Below are 14783 nucleotides of genomic sequence, written 5' to 3'. Positions count from 1 at the left end.
TGGAGGCTCAGATCCCCGACTTCTTCAAGAAGTCGGGGATCTTTTTGTTTACTGCAAGGATTGCTATAGTGAGTTTTCTATTTCATCCTTGAATTGATTATTCTTCAGTTAAGAAGATAGGGTTTTTCGTTGCGGTTTCTGGTAATTCACCCTCAAATGTAGCGGCAAAGGAACCTTTTGGTTCTTTGAGGAAGAAGGCACACATAAAAGCACAGACTAGTGCAGCTAAACCCATTGTGCTAAATAGTGTTGGAGCGTCGGTTAAGCTAAAAATTGTCAGGTAAACTACGCCGCCAAAATTACCGTAAGCTCCCACATTTCCAGCAATTTGTCCAGTGGCTTCTTTCTTAATTAGGGGGACGATGCTGTAGGTTGCACCGCAGCCAGCTTGGGCAAAGTAAGCGGCAAACATTGTGACTGCGATCGCTACTGGAATCGGCCAATTACCATTAATAAAATGTGCAATCAAATAACTAACACCGATGCCGGCACTGATAATTGTCATTGTCCATTTACGGGAGCTAAATTTATCAGAAATTAAGCCACCACTGGGACGAGAAACTAAATTTAAGAATGGATAGGTAGCAGCAATCATCCCAGCTACAACATGTTCTAAAGCAAAAGTTTTTTCAAAGAATGCTGGGAGCATGGAAACAACCGCTAGTTCGCTGCCAAAGTTAGTTATGTAAGTGAATTCGAGTAAAGCTACTTGACCAAATTGAAAGCGTTCAGATGGAGCGTAAGTTTTCTTGCCAATTAGAAGTTCTCGGTTTACCTGCCAAGCTTGGTAACTTTGGTAAGCAAACAATCCTGCTAATACTAACCAAGCCAGATACATTTGGCTTAAAGTTAGGAAGTGAATGTTCTTTTGTTCCAAGCGCCAAGCTAATAAACCTAGAGCGAAAATTAAACCAAAATTCGAGACAATCAGCGCCCAAAAGCTTTTAACACTGGTTACTTCTAGAGAACCATTTTTCTTAGGTTTTTTGTAGACTTTACCTGTGGGCGTATCTTGGACACTGTTGTAATAAATTACGCCATAGATGGCTGTAATTATCCCTGTAAGTGCGATCGCAAACCGCCAGTTAGAAGCACCACCAGCGAAAAAACTCGTAGAAACTGCAAGTATCGGCAAGGCAAACTCTGCGCCAAAAGCCCCAAAGTTTCCCCAACCTCCATAAATACCTTGAGCAATTCCCATCTCCTTCGGCTCGAACCATTCGGCCACCATGCGGATACCCACCACAAACCCAGATCCGACAATTCCCATCAGCAAACGACTGATGACTAGTTGATTAAAGTCTTGCGCTAGTGCTGTCGCCAAACAAGGAACTACCGCAAACATCAGCAGGATTGAGTAGGTGATTCTGGGACCAAAACGATCCAGAAGCATACCAATAATTAGCCGTGCAGGGATTGTGAGGGCGAGGTTACAGATGCCCAAAGTTTTGATTTGCTCAGGCGCTAAACTTAGCTCTTTGCCAATGGTTGTAGCGAAGGGAGCAAAGTTAAACCAACATACAAAGGTGAGAAAGAAAGCAAACCAAGTCTGATGTAAAATGCGGTAGCGATCGCTAAATGAAAATAAGTTTTTAAGCATTCCAATCTTTCTAATTGAATAAAATACGGTGAAGAGGTAGCCAAAGTTGAGCCTTTAAGGTCGAAGGTTAAGCCTTTAAGGTCGAGGGTTAAGTCTTTAAGGTCGAAGGTTAAGTCTTTAAGGTCGAAGGTTAAGCCTTTAAGGTCGAAGGTTGAGCCTTTAGGGTCAAAGGTTAAGTCTTGAAAGTCAAAGGTTGAGTTTTACCCAATGCCGAATACCCCTAATAAGTACTAGCAGTTACCAACTAGTAAGGCTTCTTGCTTGAGTTTTGCCCCAAACTTTTGGATGAGTAAGTCTTGCAATATTGGTTGCAAATCTTCGCATGGTATGCCTTTGATGATGCAAGTTCCCAAATGGGCATCTTTGCCAACTTTGCCGCCCATATAGATGTCAACACCTTCCAAGGTTTTGCCATTTTTACGAGTTTTAGTTCCCATCAAGCCGATGTCTGCAACTTGCGGTTGTCCGCAAGAGTTGGGGCAACCTGTCCAGTGAATTCGCACTGGTTTGGTAAAGGTTAACTCTTCTTCTAAGATTTTAATCATTGCCAGGGCGCGGTTTTTGGTTTCTATGAGGGCAAAGTTGCAAAATTGTGCGCCTGTGCAAGATACTAGCGATCGCGCCAGTAAACCAGGGTTAATCGAAAATCTTTCCAGCAACGTTTCTGTTAAAAATGTTGCTAAACGTGAGTCAGCAATGTTGGGAATGACGATATTTTGCTCAACTGTGAAACGGATTTCGCCAGTACCGTAAACTTCTGCTAGACGAGCGATTTCAAACATATCTTCGGCATACAACCGACCAACAGGAATGTTCAAACCTGCGTAATTTAATCCTGCTTGTTTTTGTTTATATACCCCGATGTGGTCGCGTTTTTCCCAGTCGATTTCGTCTTTTGCTGCTGCGGGTAATAATGATTTACCCAAACGGCTTTCAACTTCTGCTCGAAACTTATCTAAACCCCATTCATCGATTAGCCACATCAAGCGGGATTTTTGCCGATTTGCACGTGGCCCATGATCGCGAAATACTTCCAAAACCGCTCTACACACAGCGACTACATCTTCAGGAGCCACCCAAGCATTTAGAGGAATCGCCGCTTCACAACGTTTAGCTGAGAAAAAGCCACCAACTATAACGTTAAACCCAAAAATTTTGTCGTGGGAATCGGCAGACGGGAAATTTTGCTCCCCTGCTTCCTTAAATGCTGGCACAAAAGCTAAATCGTTAATTTCAGCGTGAACCGAATTGTCTCGTCCACCTGCGATCGCAATATTAAACTTCCGTGGTAAGTTGCTAAACTCTGGGTTTCCTTCGCCTTTGTTGGTGAGCATATCTTGAATTTGCTGTACTAACTCTCGCGTGTCGTACAACTCATCTGCATCTAACCCCGCCACGGGATCGCCTGTGATATTGCGAACGTTATCCATCCCTGACTGCACACTGGTTAAACCAACTGCGTGAAATCTATTAAAGATATCTGGTAAATCTTCAATCCTAATCCCCCGTAATTGAATATTCTGTCTGGTAGTAATATCAGCGCAACCATCATCACCGTAACGTTGCACTACTTGGGCCAAAACACGTATCTGGCTGCTTGTAAGAATACCGTTAGGCATCCGCAACCGCATCATAAACTTGCCTGGAGTAACTGGCCGAAAAAACACGCCTACCCATTTGAGTCGATGATCGCGATCTGTTTCGTTCATCGCCTCCCAACCCAGAGCGGCAAATTTCTCTATTTCACTTTTGATGGCAAGTCCATCTTTTTCTGCTTTTAATTTCTCAAACTTATTAAGGTTAGTGGTAGTTGCTATGTCTGTCATGAGGCTGAATCTCGTTGCAAATTACTGATATGATCGGGAACTGTGGTCGTAATTTCCCAATACCAATCAATCCGTAGTTACATCAGGTGCTGTATCTACGAGGGTTAGGGAATAAAAACTTAATATTTAACTACGGCTGATTATTTTTACTCAAGAACATTCCAACGCGAAACTTCAAATCCGTGGTTAGTTAAAGAAAAGTTGTGGCCATTTACATCTTGGGAATTTGTCAAGCAGGTTTAGATAATGTTCATGTAACAATTTCGATACTCATAACTTAAGATGATTTTTTTGTTAAAATCGTATAAATTGTTACGTTTTTTGGTATAATCTTCCAAAAACGCATGAATAATATGCATTTTTTACATTAAAGTCACTAAGGAACGATGTAGAACCCTTAATCAACGGTATTTGAGATGACTAAAGCAATTTTGGAGTGCCATAGATTAATCTCAAATCCAAAATTGAATGGCAGATGTTAGCTAAAACTTAGATATTATTTCAGCAGCTATGAAACGTCGTGACTTTATTAATTGGGTAGGTTTGGGTTTGATTGCGAGTTCTCTACCTGTAGCGATCGCAGCTTGTTCTTCTCAAACAACTCCAGTATCTAAAGATTGGCAAACAGTAGGTACGTTGGCAGATTTAGATAAAACAGGTCAATTGCTGGCAAAAGACTCACCTGCTGGGCCTGTGCTGGTAGTCGGAACATCTAAAGCCGGAACTCTAACTGCTGTTAACCCTACCTGTACTCACGCAGGTTGCACCGTAGCATGGAAAGCTGATGCCAAAAAATTCGCTTGTCCCTGTCATGGTTCAGAATTTGGGGCTGACGGTAAAGTGCAAAAAGGCCCAGCGACAGAAGCGCTCAAAACTTATGCCGCCAAGATTGAGGGTAATTCTGTTGTAGTTAAGCCAACTTAGTGGAGGCAGGAGGCAGGAGGCAGGGGACAAGAGATGATAATTAAAGCAAGATATTGTGAGTAACATCAAACAGCTTTTGGTACAAGCCGAGGCAGCACATAATGCCGCTGATTGGTCATCACTAATTCAATATTTGCAACAGTTAATTTTAGGGACAGACTCGGAACATCCAGAGATAGTTAAAAATCGAGAATATCTCCTGAAATTAACACTTTCCATCTTAGAAATGGGGGATTTTCAACAACGCTGGGAAATCACCAAAGTATTGACTAACTTAGGAAATATTGCCATCCCACCTCTCGTTGAAATATTAGAAGATGAAGACGCAGAAGAAGAATTGCGCTGGTATGCAGCAAGGACTTTGGGCGAATTTAAACACCCAGAAGCGATCGCGTCAATAGTTGAATTGTTGAAAAATGATGAGGATGAAGAACTCAAAGCGATCGCAGCTACAGCACTAGCACAAATGGGTACTGTTGCCATTGCTTCACTAACTGAACTTCTATTAGACGAAAATACACGATTGTTAGCAGTGCGATCGCTTTGTTGTATTCGGCAGCCAGAAACCATTACGCCGCTGTTAAGTGTAGTGCAAGATCCACAAGCAGCAATCCGCGCCGCCGCAATTGAAGCCCTCAGCAGTTTTCATGACGAACGCGTACCGCCAGTATTGTTAAAAGCTTTGGATGATACAGCCGCCACAGTGAGGCGTGCAGCAGTGCTTGGTTTAGGTTTTCGCCCCGACTTACACCAAGCATTAGATTTAATAACGAGACTGCAACCCAAACTTTACGACTTTAATCTTGATGTTTGTTGTGCAGCCGCAGTTACCCTTTCTCGGATTGGTAGTGATGACGCTGCCAAACACTTATTTGATTTGCTGATTTCACCCCAGACACCGATAACGCTGCAATTAGAAACCATCCGCGCTTTAAGTTGGGTGGGGACGTTATCGAGTTTGGAATATTTGCAAACAGCACTGAATCAAAGCACTTCCGAGACAGTATGGCAAGAAATTGTCACAGTTTTGGGACGAGTGCAAAAACCGGAGTTAACTACACCAGCCGCCGAAATCTTACTGCAAATACTGCGATGCCTTTTCTGCGGAACGCTATGCGAACAGCAAGCTTCTCTACGAGACACTTCTCTTCGAGAGGCTTTGCCAACGCTAACGCAACATCCAGCCATAAAGATTGCTAGCATCAAAAGTGCGATCGCCTTGTCTTTAGGACAGTTAGGCGAAATGCAAGCAATTGAACCATTGATTTCGCTGTTAGGCGATTCTAATGCATCGGTGAGACTACATGCGATCGCCGCCCTGAAAAATCTGAATGAGGAAGCCACACATCAACAATTGCAGCAGTTAGCAAATAATGACGCAATCACACCAGATTTAAAACAAGGAATCGCGATCGCTTTAGCCGAATGGTAAATTTCAGTGTCAACTTTTAATCGCGTAGCGTCTCGTTAGCGTGGTCACTGAGAGGAGTCGTACCACTTGCCTACGGCACGCTGCGCGAACGTAGAGAAGTGCAACCTTTCGTAGAGAAGAGAGGATTAAAATCTTTGCTACAAACCTTTAATTATTTATGCCATCCTACTGAACTGACAATAAAAGGGGAAAGGGTAAAGGGGAAGGGGAAAAGGGATGAATAGAGTCGCCCTAACGTGGCGAGGTTTTTACCTGACCCAAAATACAAGGATTATTTCGCTTAACGTCGGGCGAGGTTTTTACCTTTCCCCTTTCCCCCTTCCCCTTCATATAAAAGTATTCCTTAAGTCTAAAGCAAGACACACCTGGAGTATGAAGTTATAAGTTCTCAGGTGAAATAATATTGTGAAGTATTCTTAATAGAATCTCAACTGCTAGCAGCATCTGGCTGTATAAAGTTTTTAGTTAAGTAGAAGTCCGACAAAAAACTAACACTCATACTATCTAACAGGAACAAAATAATTCATAATAAGTAATTAAATAAAATAGAAGAAATAGAAGTAAATACAATATTTAGTTTCTATTTTTCTGAAAAAGCGAATTTTTTCGTAGGTTCTTAATCCTGAAATAGTAATTACTGATTATGAGTTATTTTGCTTAATGTGACGAATAGTAAGTTGTTGTGATATCTTCAAATCCTTTCGACTTTTCCAGAAGAAGCTAAGTAAAACACTCTTCAATCTATCTTGTCAGAATTTACCTAATTTAGTAGTGGATTGAAGAGACAATATTGCTTTTGTAAATCAATTAACCACACAAATCTAGAACATAAAAGGAACCATAAGCATGAAGCCTTTCGATTTATCTAAAGCTGTTTTAGCTACTGTCTTTGCCATCAGTTTCGCTTCTGTATCCTTACCTCCTTCAGTTTCTGCCCAAAGTGGAGGTTCCGGCAGTGGAGGCTCCGGTAGCGGAAGCTCCAGTGGTAGCACTGGCTCAGGCACTGGCACTGGTACTGGAACAACAGGTACTGGCACTGGTGCTGGAACAACAGGTACTGGAACAACAGGTACTGGCGCTGGTACTGGAACAACAGGTACTGGCACTGGTGCTGGAACAACAGGTACTGGTGCTGGTACTGGAACAACAGGTACTGGTGCTGGTACTGGAACAACAGGTACTGGTGCTGGTACTGGAACAACAGGTACTGGCACTGGTGCTGGAACAACAGGTACTGGTGCTGGTGCTGGAACAACAGGTACTGGCACAGGTACTGGAACAACAGGCACTGGCACTGGTACTGATACCACAGGTACTGGAACAACAGGCACTGGCATTGGTACTGATACCACAGATACTGGAACAACAGGCACTGGCACTGGTACTGATACCACAGGTACTGGAACAACAGGTACTGATACTACAGGTACTGATACTACAGGTACTGGAACAACAGGTACCGATACTACAGGCACGGGCACTGATGCCACAGGTACTAACAGGAATACAGGCGTCGTAACTTCCGAAAGACCTAGCGATCGCGGTTTCAATTTTGGTTGGCTAGGTTTACTTGGTCTAGCTGGTTTAGCTGGACTGCGTAATCGCGAAAAAGTCCGGGCTTATAGCGATCCTGATGAAGTAGCAGGTTCTCGCTCCAGAAAATAGTATTTACCACACTCTAGGAGGGTACAAATTTAGTTTGTGCCCTCTATTATTTTTTTGGCGAAATTTACCGAAAAAATCGGTGCAAAGCGCATCATTCAGGACAAAGGCGGTCAAATCTGATTTACTTAAATGTCAATCATATAAAAAAAGCTGTAACAAACTATACTAAATTGTGGATAAAAATCCGTTAACTTAATAAAACTGATAAATGTAATTCAGGCTACATAAAAATGCGCCTAGAGCAGTTGCAAGCCTTTCTAGCGATCGCCCAAACTGGCAGCTTTCAACAAGCAGCGCGAACATCTGGTGTTACCCAATCGACGATTAGTCGCCAAATCCAAGCATTAGAAGCAGATTTGGGGATAGAACTGTTTCACAGAAGCACTCATGCCAAACTGACACTAGGAGGCGAACGTTTGTTACCCCGCGTTCGCAAAATTTGTCAAGAGTGGCAGACTGCTACAGAAGAATTAGCCGATTTAATCGCCGGAAAGCAACCAGAACTTTGCATTGCCGTAATTCACTCTCTCTGTGGATCTTACTTACCACCAGTGTTGCAAAAATTTTGTCATGATTATCCAGATGTGCAATTGCGAGTGACTTCATTGGGGAGCGATCGCGCCCTGAAAGTCCTCAAAGATGGATTGGTAGATTTAGCAATTGTGATGAATAATCGCTTTTTAACCACTAGTAGAGAAATGGTGGTAGAAGTACTTTATGATGAACCTATAGAAGTTTTAACCGCAGCCAATCATCCTCTAGCACAATATGAATGCGTCCCTTGGTCGGAGCTAATTCGTTATCCCCAAGTGGTTTTTAAAGATGGTTATGGGATGCAACGCTTAATCCAAGATAGATTTGAGCGAATGGAAGCTACACTCCAGTCGGCTTTAGAGGTAAATACCCTAGATGCCTTCCGGGGAGTCGTGCGCCAAGGAGAACTGATAGCTTTGCTACCTCAATCAGCGTTACTAGAAGCACGTCTTGACCCTACGCTGGCGATTCGTTCTTTAGCTAGCAATAATACTAGTGGTTTAGCAGATGGTTCGAGTTTGACTCGTCGGGTAGTTATGGTGACAACTCAAGACCGTCTGCAAATTCCTCCCATCAAGCATTTTTGGCAACTAGTGCGGGAAAATATTCCACTGCAAATTGACCAGCAGCGATCGCCTTCGTCACCTGCCATTTTGTTGGACAACGTGAGTTAACTCATGGGCAAGTAATTCCTTTCCTCCATGACTCTCTGGAGCATATTCTCCTTGACGGAAGAATATATCCTGTCCTGTAGTGAAGGCACGAGCCTGGATGGATTGGTTGAGTTGGTCAGAGCGGCTATCTGTGTGGATTTTGACACTACTAAAGTCAGTCCCAAAAGATTGTTCCATTGGTTGCCGGATATCGTCTGAGAGTGGCTGTCCGCTTCCCCGTTCCTGTTGGATTGAAGTTTCTAGATCAGATGTGGCTGCAACTCCACCACCCTGACGTTGCAGGGAAATATTGGTATCCGCCAGAGATTTCATTTGTAATTCTTCTTCTTCCTCTGGCAATGCTTCCCGTTGTAGCGAAATATTGGTATCTGCCAGAGATTTCATTTGTAATTCTTCTTCTTCCTCTGGCAATGCTTCCCGTTGCACAGACTGCTTACTTACAGGCTCACTCATCGTCTGCATTACCTGCTGTGCTACTCTATCAGCTTCCTGCTCGTAAACATCTCCTGGCTGGTTAACAGTGAGTTTTGTTTGGGGACGCAGTGATATGCGACTAATGTCGTGCATTAGTGGTTTGTTAAGAGGTTGCACCGATGGAACTGCTTGGGACGAAGCACTAGGGGAATCTAAACCAAAACCACGCGTCGGTTGTTTGAGTGCAGGTATTGAGAAGGAAGCAGTGGTTGCTTTTTTGGGCTGACTTACGCGTTCTCTCATGTACTTCTCCTGATGCCCGATCAGTCGGTGGATAAATATCTATGCTAGTTGATATCTTTAATCAGAGTACAGCGATCGCACTTTTAATACAATTCATCGAAAGTCTAAATTTTCGGCAACCCAATTTTTATAGTATCGGGCGATCGCACTTATTCAAGTTGAAGCTTCAGCAGGCGCATTATCTATCAGCCATGCCTCACCTGCTTTTTCACTGCTGCTATATCCCGTTGTATAGCCCCAAGGTGTTGCCGATACGCCCATAGCAATTAAGATACTTGGCACTAGCTTTTCATCTAATTCAGCAACCTGGAATTCGTTCTTTAGTTTCTCCAAAATAAATTGTCGTGGATATTCTGGCATCATACTTAAGGTCTCGCGACTCTTCTTCATTTCTTTCCAAATCTGATTGAAAGCAAACTTTTGACCAAGCTCCTTCCATTGCTCTTTACGTTTTCCATACTCTGCCTGAGCAGCAGCCAATCTTGTTTTGAGATCCGCTTCGCTTATTCCGCCCTTATTGTCTTTATTTTGTTGCATGAAGGCTAAAGTGCCAAGATCAAGAGAAGGATAGGTAACTTCTGCAAAATTGCTAACTTTTAAAGACCAATTATCCTTCGTGTAAATATGGTCAACACTATCTGAGGCTGTTAGGTCTAGCCATGCAATATAGTTGCTTCCTTTTTTTAACCGCAAAACTAAATCAGGACGGGTTCCACCCACCGTTACCTGTGTATCCACTGAATACTCTCCAGATATGTTGGGATGAAACTCCGAGTTTGAGTCACTCACCAATGATTCGATTACATATCCAAAGGCTGCTGCCATCAACTTCGGGCGCTTTTGCGATAAATGTTCATTCCACTTTTGAACCCAAAGTTTGGTATAACCGTTCAATTCCCCATAACCTCCTAAATTAGGTACGGTGATTGCATAGTTATATGCCTTTTGAACAGTTTCATTATAGGCTGTGAAGAAAGCCTTAGATGCCTCGGCGCTTGTTGGATCGGATTTGTCATAGGTAGCATTTTCGATATCTCGCTGGATTATAGGTTCTCTTTTTTCGCTACCTATCATTAACATCGGCGATCGCTGCACCATCGGCTTCATCTGTAATTCTTCCTCATCCTCTGGCGCTTGTTGTCGTTGTATGTCCAGAGATTTCATCTGCTGTGCGACGCTATCGGCTTCCTGTTCGTATTTGTCTTCAGGCTGGCTAATTGAGAGTTTTGCTTGGGTATGAAGTGGTATGCGACTGATATCGTGAGTCAGTGGTTTATGGAGTGGTTGTATTTTTGGAACCGCTTGGCGTGAAATTGCCGACGACTCCAAACCAAAACCGTGTGTTGGGTGTTTCAGGGATGGAATTGAGAAGCCTGTAGTAGTTTTTTTCTCTCGGCTGACGTGTTCTCTCATTTTCTTTTCCTGGTTGCCCAAGCAGTAGCTAGATAAATATTTTGCTCTTACTAACAATCTAGAATACTGCGATCGCACTCACAACACAATTTGTCGAAAGTCTAAATTTAGATAAAAACTTAAGTTCGACTTTTGGCTACTTTTGATTCTGATGCAGTACCTTTAGCCTGGATTTAGGGAGAGTTTTTTAATTTATGGACTCAAATCAGCAACAAAATCTTTTCACGTTCGATGGAGATGTTGGTGGTACTGCTGGCTACGCAGGAGTTTCAGTGACTTCTGATGCTAGGAAGGCGGCTAAAACGGCAAGTAAATATCTCAACAACTCACTGCTGCTGAACGAACTCGCAGAACGCGTATATAAACTTTTACTAGAAGACTTGCGATCGCAGCGCGAAAGACTCGGTAATTATAATTCTCAAAGGTGGTTGTGATGGCTACAGGCGCTAATAACGGCAATATTACTCACGAATTAAATTATGTTACTACTAATCGTTTCTACGTAGAAATAGACAGTTCTATTGCTGCATCTTTTGCGGAATGTACAGGATTAAGTATTCAAATTAAGAAAAATGTGTTTCAGGAAGGTGGTGTCAACGACCAACAAAGAATTTATTTAGGTCATACAGAATTTGCAGACATAACTCTTAAACGTGGAGTTACCGATCATCCAGGTTTTTGGAACTGGATGAATGCAGTTTTTGATGAAAAAAAGAAAACATCTCGACGTAATGTCAATATTCTGATTTTCAATCAAGCTTGGTGAAACGATGATGAGTTGGACTTTGATTGGTGCTATTCCTATAACCTGGAAAACACCTGCACTCCAAGCAGATGGTAAGGCTGTTGCCATTGAAGAATTAACTTTAGCTTATGAAGGTTTACAAGTTGCAAGGTCTACAGGAGGAGGCACTGCTGTACAACGGAATCAAAAAAGTGGATATTTCGTTTCTAGCTAAATGGCTATTTTTCAACGATAACTATGCAAATTATTCAATCTCCACTAGGAAACAATATTCATCCCTTGGGAATAATATCATCATTATCTACTTCTGATAGAATGGCATTGAGAAAACAGTCTCATTCTCTGCATTCACGAAGTAATTTTCTTAGTCCCATACAAACTAAACTACCATTAGTTAAATCCTCTAAAATTTTCTTATCTCGTGAACATGAAGCATCGATACAACCATTAATAGGTTGGGATAATCAAGATATAAATAGTGATTTGCCATTGCTTGAATCTGATTTTTTTGATTCAATAGCTCTCTCAGAAAATAGTCATGTTAATAATAATGAATTAGTAAAAGACAGTAATCCAGAGATACTGCCAAATCGGATTGATAAAAAAACGAGTGATGATACCTCACAACAACTAAATATTAAAGATAAATCTAAATCAAAAAAAAGAAATAAATCTCAAAAGCCACTTGAGAAGAAATCCAAATCCAAAAAAGCAGTTAAATCATCTGTGGCTAAGAATAGTGTTCAAAGCGATGTTAATATTAATAGTCATGAAAATAGCTTATTAACATCAGATGATCCTCTGTCTGTTGAGGCTAATTTGGCAATACCCACATTGCAACTGGATAAGGCTGTCGTTGATGATTCTCTAGCTTTGCCGTCAGCGCTTACCTCACCCGATCTTGATGATGCACCTACTTTACTCCATCCTTTTGCGAATGATGAAAATACTGCAAGAGATCATATTGCTGTACCTAATTCTGAGTCTTCAGTTGCAAAAAATCCTATTGCACTACAACAAGAAATTGATTCCAATGTTTCAAATGAATCTCCAGCGAGTATACCTGTTCAGTTAACACCTACCTTAGCCAATATTGAAGACACACCTAATTTATTCAGAAACTCTGATAATAATGAAGCGTTAGTAATTTCAGAGTCACAGTCTGCTATGGTGGTTAATGTCTCAGATATCTCAGCAAATCTGACTTCACTACAACGTGACAGCTATCCTGAGAGTACTAATAGCGAGTTTACAGAAAGTCAGCCCATTTTAGTACCACCTGAGATTGTTGAAATACCAACAATTACTCCTACATTAACTGAAATTGGTGAAACTGCGATCGCACCACTTACCGCCACATCACCTGAGATTGGTGAAACTGCGATCGCACCACTTCTGACTACATCACCTGAAATTATTAAAACACCAACAATTACCGCCACATCACCTGAGATTGGTGAAAGTGCGATTGCACCACTTCTGACTACATCACCTGAAATTATTAAAACACCAACAATTACGGCCACATCACCTGAGATTGGTGAAACTGCGATCGCACCACTTCTGACTACATCACCTGAAATTGTTGAAATACCAGCAATTAGTACAACATCACCTGAGATTGGTGAAACTGCGATCGTACCACTTCTGACTACATCACCTGAAATTATTAAAACACCAACAATTACGGCCACATCACCTGAGATTGGTGAAACTGCGATCGCACCACTTCTGACTACATCACCTGAAATTATTAAAACACCAATAATTACTCCTACATCACCTGAGATTGGTGAAAGTGCGATCGCACCACTTCTGACTACATCACCTGAAATTATTAAAACACCAATAATTACTCCTACATCATCAGAGATTAGTGAAAGTGCGATCGCACCAATTAGCGCTACATCATCTGAGATTGTTGAAACACCAACAATTACCGCCACATCACCTGAGATTGTTGAAACACCAGTAGTTAGTACCATATCGCGTGAGATTGATGAAACAGCGATCGCACCACTTACCGCGACATCATCTGAGATTGTTGAAATACCAACAATTACCGCTATATCATCAGAGATTAGTGAAACTGCGATCGCACCATTTTCCGCTACATCGCCTGAGATTGTTGAAAATGCAAGTATTTTCAGGGAAATTATTGACAATGAACAAATAGTAGAATCAGAATTTACCTCTGCGGTAACAAATGAAGAAAATCCTGAAATATTAACCTTTGTTGATACCTCAGATAATCTCACCTCCCCACAAAATGAGGTAAACACACTACCTCAAATTGAGCAAAATGCGATCGCAGAAAATTTGCCAGCGCCTAAAGGTTATGCTACTGGTGGCCACGTAACAGATTCCCGTGTTGAAAATCGTCAGCAGATAGCACCCTCAGATACAGTACCCGCAATGCTTACACCTGGGGAGTTTGTGATTAATACTAGAGATGCACAGAAGAATCTACCCCTACTACATCACATCAATACGGGTGGAACACCGCACGATATTATCCTTCCAAGTTTACAGACATCCAATCCCACAGAACCAGAAGAAGAAACTTCTCCAGAGACTCCGACTAAAGTCGATTCTTTTTCAGACACTTCATTACAACTAAAAAGCGCTGAGACTGATTCACCTAAGATATCCAATTCTTTAATTCCTTCTTCCTTGGGATTGAATATTAATAAACAGAAACTTTCTATTCTCAATTCTCCAGAGATTCATACCCTTCACAATGAAACAATTGATGTAGGTGAATCCTCACCCCAATACTCATCACCTCCCCTGATTTTCCGAAAAGCAAATTCTACCACGAATACATCTTCCCAATGGTCAAATACACCTTCTCAATGGTCAAGTGTGGAAGATTTGCTAAATGGAAATGATGATGAATTCACTAGCTTTAATTTTAATGATGGAGAATCTAATAGCCAAAATCATGAATTTTCTCATGCTTCAGAATCACCACAAGTTTTTGCTAAACATCTTCCTTCAGCTAGAGGCTTTGCTGATGGCGGAGAAGTTACTCCACCCGACATATCTAGAGAAATAGCACCAGTAACTGAGACGATAGAGAGCGCATCCTCATTTTCTCAAGAAGATGATAAAGATGATACAGCCGATCTTGAAGCTCTAGCTCGTGAAGTTTATAGCAGATTACGACAACGGATAGAAATTGAGCGAGAACGTCATGGTGGTTCCTCTGGTAGATTACCTTGGTAAATTTGTATTCAAGAATTAATTTTAG

General features: G+C 41.8%; 12 protein-coding genes. 8 read left to right on the top strand and 4 right to left on the bottom strand.

What is annotated here, in order from left to right; all coding sequences use genetic code 11:
- Positions 1 to 97 precede the first annotated feature (97 nt).
- Positions 98 to 1600 (bottom strand): NarK family nitrate/nitrite MFS transporter, encoded by a 1503-nt coding sequence (locus QUD05_RS22325; protein WP_289797987.1) that lies wholly within the window; start codon positions 1598 to 1600, stop codon positions 98 to 100.
- A 230-nt stretch (positions 1601 to 1830) separates the two neighbouring features.
- On the bottom strand, positions 1831 to 3426 hold the full coding sequence (locus tag QUD05_RS22320) for a ferredoxin--nitrite reductase (protein ID WP_289797986.1): 1596 nt from the start codon (positions 3424 to 3426) through the stop codon (positions 1831 to 1833).
- Positions 3427 to 3936: 510 nt separating this feature from the next.
- Between QUD05_RS22320 and QUD05_RS22315 the strand changes: the two genes are divergently transcribed.
- From QUD05_RS22315 to QUD05_RS22300, 4 genes are all read left to right on the top strand, one after another.
- Entirely contained in the window at positions 3937 to 4350 is a 414-nt protein-coding gene (locus tag QUD05_RS22315) for a QcrA and Rieske domain-containing protein (RefSeq protein WP_289797985.1), read from the top strand.
- Positions 4351 to 4402: 52 nt separating this feature from the next.
- The gene (locus QUD05_RS22310) at positions 4403 to 5782 is read left to right on the top strand and encodes a HEAT repeat domain-containing protein (RefSeq protein WP_289800047.1); all 1380 of its coding nucleotides are present in this window, start codon (positions 4403 to 4405) and stop codon (positions 5780 to 5782) included.
- An 846-nt stretch (positions 5783 to 6628) separates the two neighbouring features.
- On the top strand, positions 6629 to 7447 hold the full coding sequence (locus tag QUD05_RS22305) for a WGxxGxxG-CTERM domain-containing protein (RefSeq protein WP_289797984.1): 819 nt from the start codon (positions 6629 to 6631) through the stop codon (positions 7445 to 7447).
- 230 nt (positions 7448 to 7677) lie between these two features.
- On the top strand, positions 7678 to 8655 hold the full coding sequence (locus QUD05_RS22300; RefSeq protein ID WP_289797983.1) for a LysR family transcriptional regulator: 978 nt from the start codon (positions 7678 to 7680) through the stop codon (positions 8653 to 8655).
- Here QUD05_RS22300 and QUD05_RS22295 read toward each other — a convergent pair.
- Together QUD05_RS22295 and QUD05_RS22290 are read right to left on the bottom strand one after the other, a co-directional pair.
- Positions 8623 to 9372 (bottom strand): eCIS core domain-containing protein, encoded by a 750-nt coding sequence (locus QUD05_RS22295; RefSeq protein ID WP_289797982.1) that lies wholly within the window; start codon positions 9370 to 9372, stop codon positions 8623 to 8625. The two genes, QUD05_RS22300 and QUD05_RS22295, sit on opposite strands and share 33 nt — an antisense overlap.
- A gap of 153 nt (positions 9373 to 9525) precedes the next feature.
- Positions 9526 to 10785 carry a hypothetical protein gene (locus QUD05_RS22290; protein ID WP_289797981.1) on the bottom strand — a complete coding sequence of 420 codons (1260 nt, stop codon included), beginning with the start codon at positions 10783 to 10785 and terminating at the stop codon, positions 9526 to 9528.
- Positions 10786 to 10979: 194 nt separating this feature from the next.
- Between QUD05_RS22290 and QUD05_RS22285 the strand changes: the two genes are divergently transcribed.
- From QUD05_RS22285 to QUD05_RS22275, 4 genes are read left to right on the top strand one after another with little or no spacing between them, the layout of a single operon-like run.
- Positions 10980 to 11219: a hypothetical protein gene (locus QUD05_RS22285; protein WP_289797980.1), complete on the top strand. Its 240-nt coding sequence runs from the start codon at positions 10980 to 10982 to the stop codon at positions 11217 to 11219.
- Positions 11219 to 11551 (top strand): phage tail protein, encoded by a 333-nt coding sequence (locus QUD05_RS34145; protein WP_354666148.1) that lies wholly within the window; start codon positions 11219 to 11221, stop codon positions 11549 to 11551. Before QUD05_RS22285 ends, QUD05_RS34145 begins: the two co-directional genes overlap by 1 nt.
- A gap of 4 nt (positions 11552 to 11555) precedes the next feature.
- Positions 11556 to 11744, top strand: coding sequence for a phage tail protein (locus tag QUD05_RS34140; RefSeq protein ID WP_354666147.1), 189 nt, complete (start codon positions 11556 to 11558; stop codon positions 11742 to 11744).
- A gap of 23 nt (positions 11745 to 11767) precedes the next feature.
- A complete protein-coding gene (locus QUD05_RS22275) occupies positions 11768 to 14758 on the top strand; it encodes a hypothetical protein (protein WP_289797979.1) in 2991 nt (996 codons plus the stop codon).
- The last annotated feature ends 25 nt before the right edge of the window (positions 14759 to 14783 follow it).

Source organism: Nostoc sp. GT001 (genome assembly GCF_030382115.1).
Taxonomy (GTDB): Bacteria; Cyanobacteriota; Cyanobacteriia; order Cyanobacteriales; family Nostocaceae; genus Nostoc.
Note: the sequence above shows the minus strand (reverse complement) of the source record. Positions and strands in the feature narration are given on the sequence as shown.